The organism is Kumtagia sp., from assembly GCF_059502445.1.
Genome location: NZ_JCACER010000005.1, coordinates 1 through 18,116 on the forward strand (window position 1 = coordinate 1; position 18,116 = coordinate 18,116).

The 18,116-nt window shown below is 66.9% G+C and carries 21 protein-coding genes; 14 read left to right on the forward strand and 7 right to left on the reverse strand.

Annotated features, from left to right (window positions below; translation table 11 throughout):
- The first annotated feature begins 810 nt into the window (after positions 1-810).
- The 6 genes from AC5JDC_RS01590 to AC5JDC_RS01615 all read left to right on the forward strand — a co-directional run bounded on the left by AC5JDC_RS01590 (position 811) and on the right by AC5JDC_RS01615 (position 5,560).
- A complete protein-coding gene (locus tag AC5JDC_RS01590) occupies positions 811-2,304 on the forward strand; it encodes a leucyl aminopeptidase (RefSeq protein ID WP_495838522.1) in 1,494 nt (497 codons plus the stop codon).
- Positions 2,305-2,318: 14 nt separating this feature from the next.
- Positions 2,319-2,768, forward strand: a complete 450-nt coding sequence (locus tag AC5JDC_RS01595) for a DNA polymerase III subunit chi (RefSeq protein ID WP_495838764.1) — start codon at positions 2,319-2,321, stop codon at positions 2,766-2,768.
- Positions 2,769-2,811: 43 nt separating this feature from the next.
- Entirely contained in the window at positions 2,812-3,417 is a 606-nt protein-coding gene (locus AC5JDC_RS01600; protein ID WP_495838524.1) for a hypothetical protein, read from the forward strand.
- Positions 3,414-4,271 (forward strand): 23S rRNA (adenine(2030)-N(6))-methyltransferase RlmJ, encoded by an 858-nt coding sequence (locus tag AC5JDC_RS01605; RefSeq protein WP_495838526.1) that lies wholly within the window; start codon positions 3,414-3,416, stop codon positions 4,269-4,271. Before AC5JDC_RS01600 ends, AC5JDC_RS01605 begins: the two co-directional genes overlap by 4 nt.
- A gap of 132 nt (positions 4,272-4,403) precedes the next feature.
- Entirely contained in the window at positions 4,404-4,841 is a 438-nt protein-coding gene (locus AC5JDC_RS01610; RefSeq protein WP_495838528.1) for a hypothetical protein, read from the forward strand.
- A gap of 8 nt (positions 4,842-4,849) precedes the next feature.
- Positions 4,850-5,560: a ribonuclease T2 family protein gene (locus AC5JDC_RS01615; protein WP_495838530.1), complete on the forward strand. Its 711-nt coding sequence runs from the start codon at positions 4,850-4,852 to the stop codon at positions 5,558-5,560.
- A gap of 72 nt (positions 5,561-5,632) precedes the next feature.
- Here the strand turns inward: AC5JDC_RS01615 and AC5JDC_RS01620 are convergent, their stop codons facing one another.
- The gene (locus tag AC5JDC_RS01620; protein ID WP_495838532.1) at positions 5,633-6,793 is read right to left on the reverse strand and encodes an acyl-CoA dehydrogenase family protein; all 1,161 of its coding nucleotides are present in this window, start codon (positions 6,791-6,793) and stop codon (positions 5,633-5,635) included.
- Between the two features lie 193 nt (positions 6,794-6,986).
- Here AC5JDC_RS01620 and AC5JDC_RS01625 point away from each other — a divergent pair, with 193 nt between their 5' ends.
- Together AC5JDC_RS01625 and AC5JDC_RS01630 are read left to right on the forward strand one after the other, a co-directional pair.
- The gene (locus tag AC5JDC_RS01625; RefSeq protein WP_495838766.1) at positions 6,987-7,679 is read left to right on the forward strand and encodes a winged helix-turn-helix transcriptional regulator; all 693 of its coding nucleotides are present in this window, start codon (positions 6,987-6,989) and stop codon (positions 7,677-7,679) included.
- 112 nt (positions 7,680-7,791) lie between these two features.
- The gene (locus tag AC5JDC_RS01630; RefSeq protein WP_495838534.1) at positions 7,792-8,388 is read left to right on the forward strand and encodes a glutathione S-transferase family protein; all 597 of its coding nucleotides are present in this window, start codon (positions 7,792-7,794) and stop codon (positions 8,386-8,388) included.
- A gap of 133 nt (positions 8,389-8,521) precedes the next feature.
- Here the strand turns inward: AC5JDC_RS01630 and AC5JDC_RS01635 are convergent, their stop codons facing one another.
- Complete coding sequence (locus AC5JDC_RS01635) at positions 8,522-9,190, reverse strand: outer membrane protein (protein WP_106772044.1); 669 nt, start codon at positions 9,188-9,190, stop codon at positions 8,522-8,524.
- Between the two features lie 378 nt (positions 9,191-9,568).
- Between AC5JDC_RS01635 and AC5JDC_RS01640 the strand changes: the two genes are divergently transcribed.
- From AC5JDC_RS01640 to AC5JDC_RS01660, 5 genes are all read left to right on the forward strand, one after another.
- Entirely contained in the window at positions 9,569-10,333 is a 765-nt protein-coding gene (locus tag AC5JDC_RS01640) for an SDR family oxidoreductase (RefSeq protein ID WP_495838536.1), read from the forward strand.
- A 17-nt stretch (positions 10,334-10,350) separates the two neighbouring features.
- Positions 10,351-12,411: an excinuclease ABC subunit UvrC gene (gene uvrC / locus AC5JDC_RS01645; protein WP_495838768.1), complete on the forward strand. Its 2,061-nt coding sequence runs from the start codon at positions 10,351-10,353 to the stop codon at positions 12,409-12,411.
- Positions 12,412-12,511: 100 nt separating this feature from the next.
- Entirely contained in the window at positions 12,512-13,108 is a 597-nt protein-coding gene (gene pgsA / locus AC5JDC_RS01650) for a CDP-diacylglycerol--glycerol-3-phosphate 3-phosphatidyltransferase (protein ID WP_106772047.1), read from the forward strand.
- Positions 13,105-13,371, forward strand: coding sequence for a molybdopterin converting factor subunit 1 (moaD, locus tag AC5JDC_RS01655; protein WP_495838539.1), 267 nt, complete (start codon positions 13,105-13,107; stop codon positions 13,369-13,371). Before pgsA ends, moaD begins: the two co-directional genes overlap by 4 nt.
- Positions 13,372-13,375: 4 nt before the next feature.
- Positions 13,376-13,837 carry a molybdenum cofactor biosynthesis protein MoaE gene (locus AC5JDC_RS01660; RefSeq protein ID WP_495838541.1) on the forward strand — a complete coding sequence of 154 codons (462 nt, stop codon included), beginning with the start codon at positions 13,376-13,378 and terminating at the stop codon, positions 13,835-13,837.
- A gap of 12 nt (positions 13,838-13,849) precedes the next feature.
- Here AC5JDC_RS01660 and AC5JDC_RS01665 read toward each other — a convergent pair whose 3' ends face one another.
- The 3 genes from AC5JDC_RS01665 to AC5JDC_RS01675 form a co-directional block, all read right to left on the reverse strand.
- Complete coding sequence (locus tag AC5JDC_RS01665) at positions 13,850-15,343, reverse strand: calcium-binding protein (protein ID WP_495838543.1); 1,494 nt, start codon at positions 15,341-15,343, stop codon at positions 13,850-13,852.
- Between the two features lie 242 nt (positions 15,344-15,585).
- On the reverse strand, positions 15,586-16,008 hold the full coding sequence (gene ndk / locus AC5JDC_RS01670) for a nucleoside-diphosphate kinase (protein WP_106772050.1): 423 nt from the start codon (positions 16,006-16,008) through the stop codon (positions 15,586-15,588).
- 137 nt (positions 16,009-16,145) lie between these two features.
- Positions 16,146-16,838: a glutathione S-transferase family protein gene (locus AC5JDC_RS01675; protein ID WP_495838545.1), complete on the reverse strand. Its 693-nt coding sequence runs from the start codon at positions 16,836-16,838 to the stop codon at positions 16,146-16,148.
- A gap of 68 nt (positions 16,839-16,906) precedes the next feature.
- On the opposite strand from AC5JDC_RS01675, the gene AC5JDC_RS01680 reads away from it, so the two are divergent.
- Positions 16,907-17,419, forward strand: coding sequence for a DinB family protein (locus AC5JDC_RS01680; protein ID WP_106772052.1), 513 nt, complete (start codon positions 16,907-16,909; stop codon positions 17,417-17,419).
- Positions 17,420-17,427: 8 nt separating this feature from the next.
- Here AC5JDC_RS01680 and vapC read toward each other — a convergent pair whose 3' ends face one another.
- Together vapC and AC5JDC_RS01690 are read right to left on the reverse strand one after the other, a co-directional pair.
- The gene (gene vapC, locus AC5JDC_RS01685) at positions 17,428-17,829 is read right to left on the reverse strand and encodes a type II toxin-antitoxin system VapC family toxin (RefSeq protein WP_495838548.1); all 402 of its coding nucleotides are present in this window, start codon (positions 17,827-17,829) and stop codon (positions 17,428-17,430) included.
- Positions 17,826-18,026, reverse strand: coding sequence for a type II toxin-antitoxin system VapB family antitoxin (locus AC5JDC_RS01690; protein WP_495838550.1), 201 nt, complete (start codon positions 18,024-18,026; stop codon positions 17,826-17,828). The genes vapC and AC5JDC_RS01690 overlap by 4 nt, the downstream gene beginning before the upstream one ends.
- Positions 18,027-18,116 lie beyond the last annotated feature (90 nt).

Below are 18,116 nucleotides of genomic sequence, written 5' to 3' on the forward strand. Positions count from 1 at the left end.
ATGTGAGTTGTATCGGAGCGGCAGACAGCTCTGCGTCGTCATTCCGGGGCCGCGCCGCGGAACCCGGAATCCAGAGTGCCGACGCTGCTCGAAATTCCTGGATATTTGCGAGGTTTCGCTTTTCCTTCGACACCAACGCTATGGATTCCGGGTTCCGCTGCGCGGCCCCGGATTATCATCGGCATATGCGATTTGCCCTGGCACGTAAGGGGATGGAAAAACCGCACAGTCCAGGACAAACCCTGTCTTTTCAGCCTTTTGCAGCTTTCGCGACGAAAATCCCGTCTATTTTATCCCCATCCCCTCCGCCTCCCTTATCCTTGCCGGCAGTCCCTCTTGCGGGAACGCCGATCATGACGGTGGTCTGCGGGGAGGGGCCGGTGTCCGGAAGGTAGCGGCTAACGTGGCCGCGAGGGCCGGCGCTGCTTCAGAGTTTCCAACGATCCCGCCTTTGAGCGGGACGGGGCTCCGGTATGGCCTCAGGAGCCGTCATGAGCGGGATATCGCCGGCGTCACTTAAGCCGGAGTAGCGAGTACGATCCCATGACCCGGAAATGAAGCGGCGAAGAAGCACCGGACGGGCGGCCGAAAGGTCGCATATAAAATTTAGATGAGCGATCTCGCGGCCGCCCGTCTTCCCATCGAATCCAACCCGACCGGCAAACCGGCCGGAGGGCGAGTCATGCGCGGGGGAAGCCGCATGGCCGGCCGCGGCGAGGCGCCAGGCAGCCCCTTCGGCTTGCCAAACCGGCTCAAACCGGCGAAATGTCGTTCGGGGGACCACGTCACTCGGCTGGAATTGGGGCATAGATGACTTCTCGACCGACCATCACCTTCGCCAGGTTCGCCGCTCCGAAGAAGGGTATGGCCATCGTGCTGGCCCCGGAGGCGGGCGACCTCGGTGCTGCCGCCAAGGCCTGCGATCCCGGCAACGTGCTTCCCCGCGCCTTCGCGGTTGCGGAGTTTCGCGGCCGCTTCGGCAGCGCCGTCGACGTGATCGCGCCGGAAAAATCGCCGCTCGACCGGCTGATCGCCGTCGGTGTCGGCAAGACCGCCACGCTCGTCGAATCGAGCTGGCTTCGCCTCGGCGGCACCATTGGGGCGCAGCTCAGGCGGGCGCGGGACGTGATCGTCGTGGCCGAACTGTCCGGTTTCGCCATCGGTGCGGCTGAGACCGCCGACATTGCGGCCGGCATCCTGCTCCGGAGCTACAGTTTCGACACCTACAAGACCCGCAAGGACGAGGCCGATGGCGGCGCGCCAGACAAGCCGGCGCGCATCGTCGTCCAGTGCGCCAATCCGGCGGCGGCCAGGAAGGCGTTCGTGCAGGCGGAGGCCGTGCTCGACGGCGTCCTGCTGACGCGCGACCTGGTCAACGAGCCTGCCAACGTGCTCGGGCCGGTCGAGTTCGCGGCGCGCGCCATCGAGCTGCAGACGCTCGGCGTCAAGGTCGAGGTGCTGACCGAGCGCGAGATGCGCAAGCTCGGCATGAACGCGCTGCTCGGCGTCGCCCAGGGCGCGGCGCGGCCGCCGCGGCTCATCGTCATGCACTGGAACGGCGGCAAGCCGAAGGACAAGCCGGTCGCCTTCGTCGGCAAGGGCGTCGTCTTCGATTCGGGCGGCATCTCGATCAAGCCGGCGGCGGGCATGGAGGACATGAAGGGCGACATGGCCGGCGCCGCCGCCGTCCTCGGCCTGATGCGTGCGCTGGCGTCGCGCAAGGCGAAAGCGAATGTGATCGGCATCGCCGGCTGCGTGGAGAACATGCCCGATGGCAATGCGCAGCGGCCCGGCGACATCGTCACCTCCATGTCCGGCCAGACCATCGAGGTCATCAACACCGACGCGGAGGGGCGGCTCGTGCTGGCTGATGCGCTCTGGTACTGCAACGACCGCTTCCAGCCGCGCTTCATGGTTGACCTGGCGACGCTCACCGGGGCGATCATGGTCAGCCTCGGCAATCATTATGCCGGGCTGTTCTCCAACAATGACGAACTGGCGCAGCGCCTGTTCACCGCCGGCCAGATCACCCAGGAACGCGTGTGGCGCATGCCGCTCGGCAGCGAATACGACAAGCTGATCGACACCAAGAACGCCGACATGAAGAACACCGGCGGACGCAATGGCGGCGCCATCACCGCGGCGCAGTTCCTGCAGCGCTTCGTCAAGGAAACGCCCTGGGCGCATCTCGACATCGCCGGTACCGCCATGGGCTCGCCGGCGACCGAGATCAACCAGTCCTGGGCCTCCGGCTTCGGCGTCCGCCTGCTCGACCGGCTGGTGCGCGATCACTACGAGGCTTGAAGATCGCAGCGGGCATGGCCGAGATCCTCTTCTACCACCTGACCGAATCGACGCTCGAGGACGCGCTGCCGGCGCTGCTGGAGCGGACGCTGCAGCGCGGCTGGCGTGCCGTGGTGCAGGCCGGCAGCCCCGAGCGGCGCGACAGCCTCGACAGCTATCTGTGGACCTATCGCGACGATTCCTTCCTCGCCCATGGCAGCGACCACGAACCGCATGCCGAGGCCCAGCCGGTGCTGCTGACCACCGGCCAGGACAACGGCAACCAGGCGACCGTGCGCTTCGTCGTCGACGGCGCCAGCCCGCCGCCGGCCGAAAATTACGAGCGCATGGTCTTCATGTTCGACGGCCATGACGCCGCCCAGGTCGAGGAGGCCCGCGCCCAATGGAAGACGCAGAAGGCGGCCGGCCACGCGGTGACCTACTGGCAGCAGACGCCGGACCGGCGATGGGAACGCAAGGCATGATGCCGGGCGTCCGCCGCGGGCATGGCGCGGGGGCCGCCGCGCCATGCTGATGCGCATTGCCTTCTTGCTGCTCTTCCTGATCGGCGCCGCCGTCGGCCTCGTCTATCCCTGGGCGATCCGCAATCTCGCCGGCCACGAGATCGGCACCTGGCGCGTCTACGAGGCGGGCAGTGGCTTCCGCGCGATCGATGCGCGGCTCGGCTCGACCGACGCACCGGTGAAGGCGTTCCTCGACATGAGCGCGGCCATGCCGACCGGCGCTTTGCCGGGAGGCCGCGTGCTCACCGTCACCGCCTCGACGCAAGGCCGGACGGTGCTTGCCGAAACCGTCGATCTTTCCGCGGCGGAGCGGCGGGAGGAAGCGCCGCAGGCCCTGCACCAGCGCTGGCGGCTGCCGGCCGGCACGCTTCCGGCGATCGAGGACGGCGACTACAGCTTCGTCGTCGGCCCGGGCGATGCCGAGGGCATCGATATCCGCTCCGTCGACCTGCTGCTGCTCGGCGGCGGTGGTGCCTATGACGAGCGGGCGCAGCCGGTCGGTTTCTCGATCATGGCGATCGGCTTCATCGGCTTCGTCCTGTCCTTCCGCCGCCGCGGCAAGGATGGCGGCCAGCCGCCGGCGCCGCGCTGGGGCCGCGGCGGGACGTGAACTACCGCCACGCCTTCCACGCCGGCAATTTCGCCGACGTCGTCAAGCATGCGGTGCTGGTTCGGCTGGTCGAATACCTGAAGCACAAGGAAAAGCCCTTCCGCGTCATCGACACGCATGCCGGCGTCGGCCTCTACGACCTTTCGGGCGGCGAGGCGCAAAGGACCGGCGAATGGCGGGCCGGCATCGGCAGGCTGCTCGATGCGCCCCTGCCGGGCCAGGCCGCCGCGCTGCTGGCGCCCTATCTCGACGCGGTCGCGGCAGCCAACCCGGGACGGGACCTGCGGCACTATCCCGGTTCCCCGGCGATCGTGCGCCACCTGCTGCGCCGCCAGGATCGGCTGACGGCGATCGAGCTGCACCCAGACGATGCCCGCGACCTCGCCGCGCTGTTTGCCGGCGACCACCAGGTACGCGTCATCGCGCTCGACGGCTGGCTGGCCCTCGGCGCCCATCTGCCGCCCAAGGAGAAGCGGGGCCTGGTCCTGGTCGACCCGCCCTTCGAGCTGGGCGGCGAGTTCGACCGGCTGGCGGCTGGCCTCGCCAAGGCGCACCGGCGCTGGCCGGGCGGCATGTTCGCGCTTTGGTATCCGGTCAAGGATCGTGCGGCGGTGGCGCGTTTCGCCGAGGACCTGCGCGGGGCGGGCATCCCGAGAATCCTCGACATCCGCTTCGCCGTCCGCCCGCCGTCGGCCGAGCCGCGCCTCGACGGCACCGGCATGGTCGTCGTCAATCCGCCCTATACGCTGGAGGCCGAGCTGCGCGTCCTGCTTCCCGCGCTGGAGCCGGTGCTCGCCGAGGCGCCCGGCGCCGGCTGGTCGGTGGAATGGCTGGCCGGGGAGGCGGCGTCCTGATGTCTCATCGCGGCAGGGCGCACCGCTGCGAAGCATCGGCCGAAGGTTGTCGGGTGCTTGACCCGTATCCGGCGATTGCGCCATGGTGGCCGCGGGTGGCAAAGCTCTTTCAGGACCGTTCGCGAGGGACCCATGTCGCATGTCGTCAAAACTCTGGCCGTGGCCGCGCTGGCGCTTGCCGGACTGGCATGGACGTCGGTCGCCGAGGCAGCCGATCCCGCGGTGGGCCTGTACCGGGGCGCGGGGCCCTGCGCCGACCAGCGCTACCTCAACAAGATCGCCTCCCGCTTCGACTATCAGGTCCGGCACGTGCCGAATCTTCCGGACGTCGCGATTACCGATTTCCGCGACATCTACGAGCGCCGCTACCAGCCCGAGAGCGAGGACTGGCCGATCTCGCGCCGCTATTGCGGCGCCACCGTCATTCTCTCCGACGGCCACAGCCGCAACATCTGGTACCTGATCGAGGGCCGCATGGGCTTCGTCGGCATCGGCCACAATGTCGAGTTCTGCGTGTCCGGCTTCGACCGCTGGTACGTCTATAATGGCGGCTGCCGCGTCCTGCAGTGATTCGCCCGATGCCGCGCCGGCCGGCGGGCGTGTTCTGCAGCGCCGCGGCGCTGTTCCTCGTCCTGCTGGCCGCCGGCTGCGAGCAGGAAGCCAAAGCGCCCGAGAACGGCGCGCCGGTCGCGGCGCCGGCGCAAATCCCCCAGGGAAGCGGCTTCGATTTCTACGTGCTCGCGCTGTCCTGGTCGCCGAGCTACTGCGAGGCCGAGGGCGAGAACGCCAACCGCCAGCAGTGCAATACCGGCCGGCCCTACGCCTTCGTCGTACACGGCCTGTGGCCGCAATTCGAGCGCGGCTTTCCGGCCGACTGTCCGGCCGGCGAGCGCGACGTCGCTTCCAACACGATGCGCTCGCTCTACGACCTGATGCCGTCGGCCGGCCTGATCCGGCACCAGTGGCGAAAGCACGGCAGCTGCTCCGGCCTGTCGCAGTCCGACTATTTTCGCGTGCTGCGCTCGGCGCGCGAGAAGGTGATGGTGCCGGCGGAGTTCCGTCGCCTCGACGACTACCGCACGCTGGCGCCGGGCGAGGCCGAGCAGTCGTTCCTGAAGGCCAACCCCGGACTGGCGGCCGACGGCATCGCCGTCACCTGCGACCGCCGCTACCTGCGCGAGGTTCGCATCTGCATGACCACGGACCTGCGCTTCCGCGACTGCCCCGAGGTCGACCGCCGCGCCTGCCGCGCCGGCAAGGTGGTGATGCCGCCCATGCGCGGCGGATAGGTCGGCCGCGATGCCGCGCGTGCCCGAGTCCGCGCGGCATCGCTCCATTGCCCGTCGAATGGTGGCGGACAATCAGAATATCGTCGCCACCGGCAGCCCGAGCGCCATCGCGCCGGCGTATTCGGCCTGCGGGCCGGCCTGCAGCGGATGGAAGCGCGCGCCCTGCACGTCACGAAAGCAGCGCTCCAGGCCGTTGCCACGATAGAAGCTGGCGCCGCCGGCGAGTTCCATCGCCAGATCCACGGTGCGGATCGCATTCTTCGCCACCAGCGAGCGGCCGATCATCACCTCGTTCACCGATTCGGCCGACGGCGCGTTGCGCTCGACGGTCTCGATCATCCAGCGGTGCGCGAGCTGCGCGGCCCTGAGCGTCGTGTCCATCTCGCCGGCGAGCCGCGTTGCGTGCTGCGACTGCCGCTTGCCCTTGGCCATGCCGAGGGCGATGTCGCGGGCGCTGTCGGCGACGCCAAGATAGACCGCGTAGATCAGCGGGAAGGCGATGGTGGCGATGATCTGGAACAGCGGATGCCATTCGCCGCTCTTGCGCGTCACCGCCACGCTGGCGTCGGGCACGAACAGGCCCTCGATCAGCACGTCGTTGGAGCCGGTACCGCGCATGCCGAGGCTGCGCCACGTGTCGAGGACGGTCACGCCGGGCGCCGCCATCGGCACGGGGAAGTGGATGACGGCGTCGGGCTCGCCTTCCTTGTGGACGACGGCACCGGTCATCAGCACATTGCCGGCCGCCGCGCCCGAGGTGAACACCTTTCGCGCCGAGATACGGTAGCCGCCGTCCACCTTCTCCGCCTTGCCCGAGCCGGCGATCCAGTCGGAGCCGCCGCTGGAGAGCAGGACGATACGCTCGCTGGCGACCCGCTTCAGCAGCGGCTCGACCGCGACGGCCTTCTGATGGCGCCAGCGCCAGGCGGGGATCGCCACCTGGTGGGTATGCATGGAGAAGGCGAGGGCCGTCGAGCCGCAGTGCCGGGCAAGCTCGCGCAGCATGGCGGCGAGTTCCCGAACCTCGGCGCCGCCGCCGCCAAGCTCGGCCGGCACGCCGGCTTCCACCAGCCCGGCGGCCTTCAGCGCCTGGTAGTTGTCTGCCACGAACCGGTCGTTTTCATCGACCTCGGCAGCACGCTCGGCGAAATCGGCGCCGAGCCGGCGCACCGTGTCCACCAGATCAGCTCCCCTTGTAGTTGTGACGCTTTCCTTCTGCATTGGATTGGTCATTGCCTGTTTCTCCCTTGGCGGAATGCCATTGGCCGAAGATCATACGGCCTTGGATCGAAGACAAGTTCAGGAACTGTACCAGTCGAGGGGTAAAGAAAAACGATGGCGCAGCGATGCGGCCTCGGCCACAATCAAGTTCTTGGCAGGAGAATGCTTCACCATTATTCTGCGTCGGTTGTTCGATGGAGGTTTTATGGAGGACCGTGGTGGATATGGGCAGTTCTGCCCGGTCTCGATGGCGGCCGAGATTCTGTGCGCGCGCTGGACCGTTCTGGTGATCCGCGAATTGCTGTGCGGATCGCGGCGCTTCAACGATCTCAGGCGCGGGGTTCCGCGCATGTCGCCGGCGCTGCTGTCCAAGCGGCTGAAGGAGTTGGAGAAAGCCGGCGTGATCGCAATCGTCCCGCGGGACGGCGGCGCGCCGGAATACCGGCTCACCCCGGCCGGAGAGGAACTCGAGCCCATCGTTCTATCGATGGGTTTCTGGGGCCATCGCTGGGTGGAATCGCGCCTGTCGCTGAAGAATCTCGATCCGTCGCTGTTGATGTGGGACATCCGCCGCAGGCTCAATCCGCAACCGCTTCCGCCGAAACGCTGCACGATTCAGTTTCAGTACCCCGAACTGCCGGAGGCGCAGCGCAACTGGTGGCTGGTGATCGAGAACGGCACGGTCGACCTCTGCGGCTTCGATCCGGGCTACGAGGTCAACCTGCTGGTGCGCAGCTCGCTTCACACCATGACGGCGATCTGGATGGGGATCACGCTCATCCCCTCCGCGCTTGCGTCGCGGCAGCTCGAGCTGGAAGGCGAGCGGCCGATCGCCAAGGCGATCCAGACATGGCTCGGCCTGAGCGGCTTCGCCAGCGGCCAGAGAGCCGTCGCCTGACCGGCATGGCCACTGTTCTGGCGCAGAGAAAGCCTGTTGCTGGCGCGGTTTGGCATGTTGCCTGCGGCGGTGTCGCGCAATAGCGTCCGCGACAGTCCCCTGGAGAGCCGAAATGCCGAAGGTGCTTTATTCGCCCGCGTCCCCCTACAGCGCCAAGGTGCGCATGGCGGCCGCCTATGCCGGGATACCGCTGGAAGCGGTGAAGGTGGAGACGGGGCCGCAGCCGCCCGAACTCACCTCGGTGAACCCGCTCGGCAAGATCCCCTGCCTGGTCACCGATGACGGGCAGGCGGTCTACGACAGCCGCGCCATCACCCAGCATCTCAACCGGATTTCCGGCAACGCCCTGTTTCCGCGCAACGCGGCAAAGCGGCTCGATGCGGAACTGCTGGAGGCTCTCGCCGACGGCATCTGCGACTGCGCGCTCGCGCATGTCTACGAGCGCCGCATACGCCCGGCCGAGAAGGTGCACCAGCCCTGGCTCGACCTGCAATGGTCGAAGGTCGTGCGGTCGCTCGACCTCTTGAACGGCAGGCTGCCGCGGCTCGGCAAGAAGCCGACCGCCGGCCACATCGCGCTGCGCGCCTGCCTCGGCTATCTCGACCTGCGCTTCGCCGGCCAGTGGGAGCGCGGCCGCGCCAAGCTGAAGCGCTGGGCCGCCCGCTTCGACGAGCGCTTTCCGGAGCTGAAGCCATACCTGCCGGCGTGAGCCCGGCAGGGGATGCAGTTGATTTTGGCCAGGCTGTGCTGATCCTGTCGAAAACTGGCCGCGTCCCGGTGTTTGCTCAAAGAAAAAGGCCGGGCTTGCGCCCGGCCTTTTGCAGTAACCCTGTCGGCTGCGATCAGAACTGCAGGCCGAGACCGACCTGCACGCGGTGGTCCTTGGCATCGACCTTGCCCGAACCCGTACCGGTGGAGAAATCCTCGCTGCCGTAGTCGGTGTAGCGATACTCGACGCGGCCGAACACCTTCTCGGTGATCTTGACGTCGGTGCCGACGCCGGCGGTCCAGCCAAGCTGGGTCTGCGAGTCCTTCTCCCCGCCTTCCTCGACGGACATGCGCTTGGCGGCGCCACCGGCGGTGACGTAGCCGAGCACGTCGGGAGTCAGCGTGTAGCCGAGGCGGGCGCGCAGCGAGCCGTCGACGCCGCCCTTCACCTCGGTGCCGGCATTCGAGCCCTCGACGCCGCTGTAGCCGACGTCGCCCTCGACGCCGGCGACGATGCCGCTGCCGGTGTCAACCTGATAGCCGAGGAATGCGCCGCCGACGAAGCCGTCGGTGTCGATCTTGTTGTTGTTGGTATCGTCATGCGAGCGCCCGGCAAAACCGTAGCCGGCGGTGACGCCCGCATAGGCGCCGCTCCAGCTCGCGACCGGCGCCACTTCCATGGGAACGGCCGGCTGCGGGGCTTCCTCGATGACGTCGGCGGCATTGGCTGCGCCGATGCCCACCAGGGCGGCGAGGCCGAGAGCCGCCGCGACCGGGCGCGCGAATTTGATAGATGCAGACATTCAACTTCTCCTTACCCCACAGGATACTCAGGACACTGTGGTCACGTTCAAGAAGAGCCGGCCCGAGGCGGGAGGAGACGGGCAGGACTCGACGGTCCGAATGTCGTGGGCAAATGCGGCCGCAGCGCACCCTAACTTTGATGATTCCCGGGCGCGAATGCGGCCGAAATCCGACGTGACATTCCGGCAACATGGCCTGTCAGCAGGGTCGCCGCCGCCGGCGCCTGGCCGCTTGGTGCAAGGGGTCCGTAGCCCTATATTGCGGCTGCCGGTGCGCCGGTTGAGCTGCTCGCACCGCCGGACGAGGGTGATTTCGCCACATTCCCGCCCGATGAGCGAACACCTCGTAAACGAATCTGTCTGAGCGGGAAGGTGATCTTGTCTGGAACACGGACCAACGTGCTGGTGACCGGAGGGGCGCGCCGTATCGGCCGCGCCATCGTCGAGGACCTGGCGAGGAACGGCTTCGGCGTGGCGATCCACTGCCACCGCTCGCGCGACGAAGCGGAACGTCTGGTTCAAACGATTCGCGCCGCCGGCGGCGCCGCGGCGGTGGTGACGGCCGACCTGAGCGAGCCGGATGCCGCGGCCGCCCTGGCCGGAGAGGCGGAGGACCGGCTCGGCCCTTTGTCGATCCTGGTCAACAATGCGTCGATCTTCGAGCCGGACACGGTGGCGGATTTCGACTGGGAGCTTTGGGACCGTCACTTCGCCATCCACCTCAAGGCGCCGGTCGCGCTGGCAAGGGCGTTCGCCAAGCGCCTCCCGGCGGAGGCGGAGGGGCTCGTCGTCAACGTCATCGATCAGCGTGTCCTGCACCCCAATCCGCGCTATTTCTCCTACATGCTGTCGAAGTCGGCCCTGTGGACGGCCACCATGACCATGGCGCAGGCTTTGGCGCCGCGCATCCGCGTCAATGCGATCGGTCCCGGTCCCACCTTCGCCAGCAGCCGGCAGCAGGCCGCCGACTTCGCCGCGCAGGTCGACGGGCTGATCCTCAAGCGTCCGCCGGCGCCGGCCGAGTTCGGCGCAACCGTACGCTATCTCTGGGAGGCGCGCTCGATCACCGGCCAGATGATCGCGCTGGATGGCGGCCAGCATCTTGCCTGGGAGACGCCGGACCTGGCAGGCATGACCGAATGAGTGCTCGCCAGCTAAAGATGCCGCCGATCCCGCGCAAGGACAGCGCGGCGGAGGACATTGCCGGCTACCTGCCCGACGCCGAGGCGGACGAGGAAGAGGATATTGTCGTCGAGCCCGCGCCAGCCGAAGGTCCCGATCTGCCGTTCACCGCCATCGACTGGAGCGGGCAGGCTGGAGAGGCTGCCGGCAAGGCGGGCGCCGACGTCATCCAGGCGCTGGTCAAGCGGCTGCCCAACGCGCCCGGCGTCTACCGTATGATGAACGCTGCCGGCGACGTGCTCTATGTCGGCAAGGCGCGCAGCCTGAAGAAGCGTGTCACCGCCTACGCGCAGGGCCGCTTCCACACCAACCGCATCGGCCGGATGGTGCGCGAGACCGTCACCATGGAATTCGTGGTGACGCGCACCGAGATCGAGGCGCTGCTGCTCGAAGCCAATCTGATCAAGCGCTTGCGCCCGCGCTTCAACGTGCTGTTGCGCGACGACAAGTCGTTTCCCTATATCGTCGTCACAGGCGACCATCCGGCGCCCGGCATCTTCAAGCACCGCGGCGCGCGATCGCGCAAGGGCGACTATTTCGGCCCCTTCGCCTCGGCCGGCGCTGTCGGCCGCACCATTAACGCGTTGCAGCGGGCTTTCCTGCTAAGAACCTGCACCGACTCGGTTTTCGAGACGCGCAGCCGGCCCTGCCTGCTGTTCCAGATCAAGCGCTGCTCGGGTCCGTGCACCGGCGAGATCTCGCCGGTCGACTATGCCGAACTGGTGGGCGAGGCGACGGACTTCCTGTCCGGCCGCAGCCAGAAGGTGAAGACGCAGATCGGCGCGGCCATGCAACTGGCCTCCGACGATCTCGATTTCGAGCGTGCCGCAATCTACCGCGACCGCCTCGCGGCGCTGTCGCATGTGCAGAGCCATCAGGGCATCAACCCGCAATCGGTCGAGGAGGCGGACGTCTTCGCCCTGCATCAGGAGGGCGGCCAGAACTGCATCCAGGTGTTCTTCTTCCGCACCGGCCAGAACTGGGGCAACCGCGCCTACTTCCCCAAGGCCGACCCGGCGCTGGAACCGGGCGAGGTACTGGGCTCCTTCCTCGCCCAATTCTACGACGACAAGCCCAGCCCGCGGACGATCCTGCTGGCGCAGGAGGTCGAGGAGCAGGAACTGCTCGCCGAGGCGCTGGCCACCCGGGCCGGCCACAAGGTGTTGATCGGCGTGCCGAAGCGCGGCGAGAAGAAGGACCTCGTCGACCATGCGCTGCAGAACGCGCGCGAGGCGCTGGCGCGGCGGCTGGCCGAGACGTCGACGCAGGCGCGGCTGCTGGAAGGTCTGAAGGAAACGTTCGGCCTGGAAAAGATCCCGACGCGCATCGAAGTCTACGACAACTCGCACATCATGGGCACCAACGCCGTCGGCGCCATGATCGTCGCCGGACCGGAAGGCTTCGTGAAGAACCAGTACCGGAAATTCAACATCCGATCGACCGAGATCACGCCCGGCGACGATTTCGGCATGATGCGCGAGGTCATGGAGCGCCGCTTCTCCAGACTCCTGAAGGAAGAACAGGAGAACGGCGCTTCCGCCGGCGACGACGCGTTGGCCGAGGAGAACGGCAACGGCGCCTTTCCGGCCTGGCCGGACGTCATCCTCATCGATGGCGGGCAAGGGCAGATGTCGGCGGTGCGGGGCATTCTCGACAAGCTCGGCGTCGCCGGACGCGTGACCGCCATCGGCGTCGCTAAGGGCGTCGACCGGGATGCGGGGCGGGAGCGGTTCTTCGTCGCAGGCCGCGAGTCCTTCACCTTGCCGGTGCGCGATCCCGTGCTCTATTTCGTCCAGCGGCTGCGCGACGAGGCACACCGCTTCGCCATCGGCTCGCACCGCGCGCGCCGCAAGAAGGAGATGACGAAGAACCCGCTCGACGAGATCGCCGGAATCGGCCCGGGCCGCAAACGCGCCTTGCTGATGCATTTCGGAACCGCGAAAGCGGTCAGCCGGGCGGCGATGGACGACCTGATGGCGGTCGACGGCATCTCGGAATCGGTTGCTCGCGCGGTTTACAATCATTTTCACGAGAATTGATGCGGCTTCGCCCTAATTGTGCCTTGGTCCAACCGACTTGGCCTGTTGACCCGCTGCAACACCTTCTGATTTGAGTACGCAGATGGCTACGACGGAAAAAATGGCAAAGCGCGCGTTCAACCTCCCGAACATGCTGACCTACGGGCGCATACTCGCTGTGCCGCTGGTCGTGCTGTGCTTCTTTCTGGAGGGCCGGCTGCAATCCAGCGAGTTCGCACGCTGGAGCGCTTTCCTGATCTTCATCGTGGCGAGCCTGACCGACTATCTCGACGGCTACCTCGCCCGCGCCTGGCAGCAGACCTCCAACATCGGCCGCATGCTCGATCCGATCGCCGACAAGCTGCTGGTGGCGACCTGCCTGCTGCTGCTGGCCGCCGACACCGATCATCGCGGCGGCATCGCCGGCTGGTCGCTGTGGGCGGCGATCATCATCCTGTGCCGCGAGATCCTGGTTTCGGGCCTGCGCGAATACCTGGCCGAGCTCAAGGTCAGCGTGCCGGTGACGCAACTCGCCAAGTGGAAGACCACGGTGCAGATGGTGGCGATCGCCTTCCTGCTGCTCGGGCCGGCCGGCGACAATATCGTGCCCTACTGGACGCAGACCGGTCTCGTCCTGCTCTGGGTGGCGGCCCTGCTCACCCTATATACCGGCTACGACTATTTCCGCGCCGGGCTGAAGCACATCGTCGACGAATGAGCGAGCAAACCGTTAAGCTGATCTATTTCGCCTGGGTGCGCGAGCGCATCGGCCGTTCCGAGGAGGATGTGGTCCTGCCGGCGCAGGTCCGGTCTGTGCGCGACCTGCTTGCCTGGCTGCAAGGGCGCGGCGACGAATATGCGAACGCGCTGCGCCATCCCGAGGTGATCCGCGTCGCCATCAACCAGGAGCATGTCGACCACCGCGAGGCTGTCGCCGGGGCGCGCGAGATCGCGCTGTTCCCGCCGATGACCGGAGGCTGATCCGGTGGCCGTCGAGCCGACCGTGCGCATCCAGCGCCGGGATTTCGACGCCGCCGCCGAGAGCGCGCGGCTGACGGCCGGCCGCTCCGATGTCGGTGCCGTCGTCACCTTCACCGGTCTGTGCCGCGACGAGGCGGGCACGCTCGCGGCGCTGGAGCTGGAACATTATCCCGGCATGGCCGAGGCCGAGATCGGCCGCATCGCCAGGCAGGCGGCCGAACGCTGGCCGGTCAGCGGCCTGACGGCCATCCACCGCTTCGGCCGCATCGAGCCGGGCGAGAACATCGTCCTGGTGGTCGCGGCCTCGGCGCACCGCGAGGCGGCGTTCGCGGCCGCCTCCTTCGTCATGGATTACCTGAAGACGCGCGCGCCCTTCTGGAAGAAGGAGCATCGCCGCGACGGCAGCAGCGGCGACTGGGTCGAGGCGAAGGCGGCGGATGACGCCGCCGCCTCCAGATGGAAGTGAGCCTGAGCCGGCTCAGGCGAACAGGAAATCCGAGTTCCATTCGAGCTGCCACAGCTGCAGCCCCGACAGCAGGATCGAGCCCGAGCCGACCTGCAGCAGCACGCCTTCCGACGTCTGCACCGCGCCGGCCTGCACTTGCGCGAGCGTCGCGTCGGTCCAGGTGAAGTCGATGCGGTCGGCGCCATTGCCGAAGTCGGTGATCGTATCGTGGCCGTTGCCGTAGTCGAACCGCACCAGGTCGGCGCCGGCGCCGAGCGTGAAATTGTCGTTGCCGTCGCCCAGCACGACAAAATCGTCGCCGGCACCCGCCTGGATATTGTCGTCCCCGGCTTCGCCCCACAGCACGTCGTTGCCGTCGCCGCCCTCGATATAATCGTTGCCGTTGCCGCCATAGACGATGTCGATGCCGGCCTCGCCGAATAGGCCGTCATTGCCGTCATTGCCGGACAGCGTATCGTTTCCGTCGCCGCCGAAGAGGGCATCGTTGCCGCCATCGCCGGTCAGGGCGTCGTTGCCGGCCTGGCCGAAGATCGAATCGTCGCCCAATCCGCCGGAGATGCGGTTGGCGGCCGCCGATCCGATGATCGTGTCGCGAAAATTGCTGCCGGTCACGTTCTCGATGCTGATGAAGCTGTCGCCCTGGGCGTCGCCGCCGGCGCCCGCTCCCGAGGTGAGGTTGACGTCAACGCCGGCGCTGGAAGTCGAATAGGTCGCCAGATCGGTGCCGGCGCCGCCGTTCAGCACGTCGGCGCCCTTGTCGCCGCGCAGCGTGTCGTTGCCGTCGCCGCCCAGCATGGTGTCGTTGCCCTCGCCGCCGAGGAGCTGGTCGTTGCCGGAACCGCCATCGAGCTTGTCGTGGCCGCCCAGGCCGTAGAGCTTGTCGTTGCCGGCATCGCCGACCAGCACGTTGTTGGCGGCGGAGCCGCTTATCAAATCGGCATGCGCGGAGCCGATGGCATATTCGATCGAGATCAGCTGGGCGTTGGTGCCGGTGCCGGTCGCCGTTCCGGTGGCGAGATTGACGGTGACGGCGGCCGTGTGCCCTCTGAACGAAACCGTGTCCGTGCCCGCCCCGCCATCGACGATTTCACGCGCGCCGCCGGCCGCGTTCGGGCCGGGCAGCAGCGTGTCGTTGCCGCTGCCGCCGAAGAGCTGGTCGGTGCCGTCGCCGCCGAAGAGCTTGTCGTTTCCGATGTCGCCCGTGAGTTTGTCGTCGCCGCCATATCCGTAGATGATGTCGTTGCCGGCCCTGCCGTTCAGGGTGTTGTTGAAGTCGTTGCCGTAGATCGTGTCGTCGCCGGAAAGCACGAGCGGCATGATGTTGGCCAGATTGGCGAGCAGCGTCGCCTTGGCGATCGACAGGCCGCTGACCTGGAACTGCGGAAGCGTCGAGTGAATGTAGCTCGAGGCGTAGCTGAGGGCGGTCACGTTGTTGGCCGCGTCGAGCGTGACCGAGACCTTGCTGGGCACCGTCGTCGGGCTTGACGCGGGTGCCGTGAAGGTCATTCCGCCTGGAAAGGTGGTCGTCGACCACCCCGAAAGGGAAAGCGTTTCGGGAAGAGAGCCCGCCTGGGTTTGGCTGGCCGGATTTGCAACGCCCAACTTCACGACTGCCACGACACATCTCCTGATTGAGTTCAGGAGGCTTCAGTGCAGTATCCGGATGCAGGCGGCAAGAAGATAGTAAAGATAACGTTAACGCGGAACCTCCGACGGCTCCGCGTTAACCATCGCCGTTCGGCTTGGGATCAGCCGACGATCTCGGTGTCGGAGAACCAGTAGCGGATCTCCTGCGCGGCGGTCTCCGCGCCGTCGGAGCCGTGCACGGAATTCTCGCCGATCGACAGCGCATGCACCTTGCGGATGGTGCCCTCGTCGGCATTGGCCGGGTTGGTGGCGCCCATCACTTCGCGATTCCTGGCGATGGCGTTCTCGCCCTCGAGGACCTGCACGATGGTCGGACCGGACGACATGAATTCGACGAGCTCGCCGAAGAACGGCCGCTCCTTGTGCACGGCATAAAAACCCTCCGCCTCGCGGCGGCTCATCCACACGCGCTTCGACGCGACGACGCGCAGGCCGGCCTCCTCGAGCATCTTGGTGATCGCGCCGGTGAGGTTGCGTCGGGTCGCGTCGGGTTTGATCATCGAAAACGTGCGTTCGATCGCCATGATATGTCCTTGTCAAGCGTGAAAGGGGAAGGTGGCGGTGCGTATACAGGCCGTCCGATCCCTTGCCAAGGGGCCGGTTGCCGCGCGGGGCGGGTTACCGGCCAGCTTCCGGGAGCCTGGGCCGGACGCCGAGGTTTTCAGGTTGCCGCGCTGACGCTTCGCCCGAGGCCACCATGAAGGTCGAGGCAGCGCTCGAACCAGACGGCGACCGGGTCATCCGCCAGGAGAACCTGGAACGGCGAGCTGATGCGCATCCACTGGAAGGCGCCGAAGACGATGTAGTCGGCGAAAAGCGGCGAGGCCCCGCCGATGAACGGCTGGTAGGCGAGCATGCTGTGCAGCGGCTCCAGCGTTGCGCGGAAGGCGGCGAGCCGCTCCTCCCGGTCGAGGGGAACCTCCTCCAGCCTTTTGCCGAAACGCTTCTCGCGGCTGTCGCGGAAATAGGCCTGGTCCTCCGCTGCCAGCATGGAATGGATATCGAGCAGCGCCGCCGCGCCGAGATAGGGATGAACGGTGAGTTGCGACCAGCGCTCGATGAAGCGAGCCGTTGCGATGCCGCCCGGCCCGCCGAACAGGCTCGGGCGCGTGGGATAGGTCTCTTCCAGGTAGAGCGCGATCGAAAAGGAATCAGGGACGACCTTGTCGCCGTCGCGGATCACCGGGACGGTTCTGGAGATACCACCCTCGACCGCTCCGACCCGGGTGAACGGCACGGTCCGGCGTTCGAAATCGAGTCCCTTGTGCGCCAGCGACAGCACCGTCTTCCAGCAGTGCGGGCTGAAGGGGCGCGACGTGTCGGCGCCGGCGAGTTCGTAGAGGAGGATGGTCATTGGCGGCCCGTGTCCTTGCGGATAAGAGGAGCGTGACTGTCGCCGCACCGAGCCCGGAAGGGAAGCCGATGAAGCAGCATTTCCAGATGTTCGCCGCCTACAACCGTTGGGCCAATCAGCGCGTCTACGACGCTGTGGCCGAGTTGACGGCGGAGGAGTTTTCACGCGACACCGGCGCGTTCTTCACGTCCGCCATGGGCACGCTCAACCATCTGCTCGCCACCGACCGCATCTGGATGAAGCGTTTTACCGGCGAGGGCGACGCGCCGGCCAGGCTGGACGCGATCCTGCACCGGGATTTCGCGCCGCTGCGCAAGGCGCGGATCGCCGAGGACGACCGCATCGTCGGATGGATCGCCGGCCTGGGCGAAGAGCAGTTCGCCGGCCGTTTCACCTACATCACCGCCACCGACGTGCGCACCATCTCGCAGCGGCTGGCGCCGGCGCTGGCGCATCTGTTCAACCACCAGACCCACCATCGCGGCCAGATGCACACGATCCTGACGGGCCTGGGCAAGCCGTCGCTGACGCTCGACCTCATCTATTTCCAGCGCACCGATGAGGGCAGGGCGTTTGCGTGAGACCGGGGTCACGCCGAACGATTGTAGGCCTTCAGGCCGAGTTCGGATTCCATGGCGATGAAATCGCGGTCGTTGTGCAGCAGCGGCACGTCGTTTTCGATGCACCAGGTGGCGATGACGACATCGACTGTGCCGCGAATGGTTACACCCTTCGCGCGCAGCCTGCGGTAGTTCTCGGCAGCCTTGAGCGCAATCTCCATCCCGCACAGGTCTCTGGACGGAAGGCGCAGCAGCGCTGACGCGACCAGCTTCTCTTCCCTCGCGCCCTTGATGCCTTGCAGGACTTCCGCGGCGATCAGGTCGCCGACGAGAACTTTCTTCGCCGCCAGCAGATCATCCAAAGCGAGAGTATCCGTTGAGGCGTGCTGTCTGAAGAACGCGACCCATACCGACGTATCGACGAGGATCAAAAACGGTCACGCCGCATTGCGTCGAGGTCGCCCTCCCATTCGACCTTGCCCCGCAAGCTGCGCAAAACATCGATGGCGCGCTGCTGCCTCAACTGATCGCGCACGGCGTTGTTGACGGCTTCTTTCATGGTCCTGGCGCCGGTCATGGCCATCAACTCTTTCACAGCCTTCTCGTCGATATCAATGTTCGTGCGCATGCCGGCTCTCGATGTGTATTGTCGTTGCCAGTATACACATCGCACCATATTTGTTCAACGCCCGCCTTGCCCTTGCTCCAGCCTTCGGCC